The 2,192-nt window shown below is 71.7% G+C and carries 3 protein-coding genes; 1 reads left to right on the forward strand and 2 read right to left on the reverse strand.

Annotation, left to right across the window (positions count from 1 at the left end; all coding sequences use genetic code 11):
* Positions 1–80: 80 nt before the first annotated feature.
* Positions 81–449: a hypothetical protein gene (locus ACXJKL_RS19780; RefSeq protein WP_457208709.1), complete on the reverse strand. Its 369-nt coding sequence runs from the start codon at positions 447–449 to the stop codon at positions 81–83.
* Positions 450–471: 22 nt separating this feature from the next.
* A complete protein-coding gene (locus ACXJKL_RS19785) occupies positions 472–1,131 on the reverse strand; it encodes a nucleoside/nucleotide kinase family protein (RefSeq protein WP_457208710.1) in 660 nt (219 codons plus the stop codon).
* A 290-nt stretch (positions 1,132–1,421) separates the two neighbouring features.
* Between ACXJKL_RS19785 and ACXJKL_RS19790 the strand changes: the two genes are divergently transcribed.
* A partial coding sequence (locus tag ACXJKL_RS19790) for a TY-Chap domain-containing protein (protein ID WP_457208711.1) occupies positions 1,422–2,192 on the forward strand: 771 nt, incomplete at its 3' end.

A 2,192-nucleotide genomic window follows, 5' to 3' on the forward strand; every position in this document is an offset into this window, starting at 1 on the left:
GTGCTCGCCTGAGCTCCGCGACTCGTGGCCCCTGGGTAGGTGGGGCCACGAGTCGCGGCGTTCGCCGTCCGCTTGCGCGGCTAGCGCTGGTCGACCCACACGAGGTCGCCGTCGCCGGTGAGCTCGAGCACCTCGCGCTCGCACACGGGCCGGACGGCGAAGTCGTGCTCGACCACCACCGCGCCGTCGGCGTCACGCACCTCGAACGAGCCGTCACCGGCCACCAGGCACTGCCGCTCGCGATCGGTGAACTGCGTGTCGAACCGGAAGGCGGGGTCCAGCGCCGCGTCAATGAAGGGCCGGCCGGCGCCGTCCAGCACGAACACACGGAGGTCGTCGCGCCCCGTCTCGTTGCGGAGCAGCGCGGTCCCGTCGTCGCTCGCCTCGCCCCCCGCGCATGCGCCGAGGCAGAGCACCAGCGCGAGCGCGAGGAACCGAGGAGCAGTCATGGCACGCATCCTCCCCCGCACTTCAACCAGCGAAGGGCGGGAGCGGCACGATGAGGTCGGACGCGCTGCGGGTCGCGGCCACCAGCCGTGCGTTGGGCTCGTCGACCCGCTCGACCCAGGCGCGGGCGGACTCGGGCGACTTGCCGAACTGTTCGTGCCGACGGACCAGACGGTCGCGGCGGACGTCCTCGTCGACCTCGGTGAACCAGACCTCGGTCAGGAGGGGACGCGCGCGCTCCCAGCCGCCGGTGGGCAGGAGCAGGTAGTTGCCCTCCGTGACGAGGAGCCGCGCGGACGGTGGGATCGCGATGGCAGCGGCGAGGGGTTGCTCGAGGTCACGCGCGAAGCCGGGTGCGTACAGCGTGCGGTCGGCCTCGTCGCGCAGACGCCGCAGCGTCGCCACGTAGCCGGCGACGTCGAACGTGTCCGGAGCGCCCTTGCGGTCACGCCGCCCGAGGCGGTCGAGCTGGACGTCGGCGAGGTGGAAGCCGTCCATGGGCAGGTGGCCGACGGCCTCCGGCCCGAGCGAGTCACGCAGGCGGGTGAGGAGCAGCTCGGCCAGGGTGGACTTTCCGGCACCCGGAGCCCCGGTGATGCCGAGCACCACCCGCTCCGACCGGCGCAGGAGCGCCTCCGCCCTCTCCACCAGTGCGGGCAGCGAGGTGGGCACGGCTGCGCTCATGCGGCGAGCGTAGTCACGACCCTCGTGACGTCGGGCGTACGACGACCGGAGGCAGTCCCGCCGCCGGCTCGTCGTACGGACTCGTCCGACCGCTTGCCCTCTGAGGAGATCATCGATCGTGACCGAGCGCGGTCCTCTGCGAGCAAGAGCAGCGGTGCTCGACGGCGGGGTGTGTGAGCCTGGTCTGATCGCATCAGCCTCGTTGTCTAGACCGTCCGTCCTGAACTGTCGGTGGTCGTCCCTAGGTTCGGCAGGGCAGGGTCGCGGGGGCGGCCCGGATCGGGGTCGAGATGAGTGGAGAGCTGGAGCGTCGCTGGGACGACGCGGTGGAGACGGCGTGGCGGAAGTTCCGCCAGCGACTGGCCGATCGGCTGGCCGGGCTGGGGGACGACGAGGTGTTGCTCATCGAGGTGCCGGACGAGGTCGAGGTCGGGACGGCTCCCTACTGTCAGGCACTGGCCGGCGCCGGGTGGATGCGGGTCGAGGCTGCGAGCAACGTGCATCTCGCCGACGCGTACCTGCTGGACGAGGGCCAGCACGAGTCCTTGGTGGCCATCGGATTCGACGCTCCGTCGTACGACGATCCGCAGGACGGCCCGGACGAGTCGAGCAACTACTGGGTCGACCTCGAGCAGCGCGAGGCCGACCGCGCGGCCGTGATGATGGTCCGAGCCCTGCGCGAGGTGTACGCCGTGATGCACCCGGCGTACCTGTCCGAGGACGGACTGCTCGACGAGCCCGCCGTCGCCGAGGACCGCGTCGTCCCGCCGAAGCCGCGGGACGGTGGAGCGGTCCAGCCCGACGAAGCGGTCCACCCCGCCGGTCCCGATCATGTCCGGGCCGTCGTCGACCTGGCGGTGCGTGACTTGCAGGACGAGCAACCCCAGTGGGACGACGACGGGGACCTCCCGCTCGACACGACCCGCGGTGTGGTCTGGGTGACCGTGGGCGCACACCTGCCGCGGATCCTCCTGCACGCCCCTCTCGTGGGCGATGTCGTCGACGAGACCCGAGCCCTCGTCGAGGTCAACCTCCTCAACCAGCGCGAGTTCGGGTTGTCC

Source organism: Nocardioides sp. P5_C9_2 (assembly GCF_054049555.1).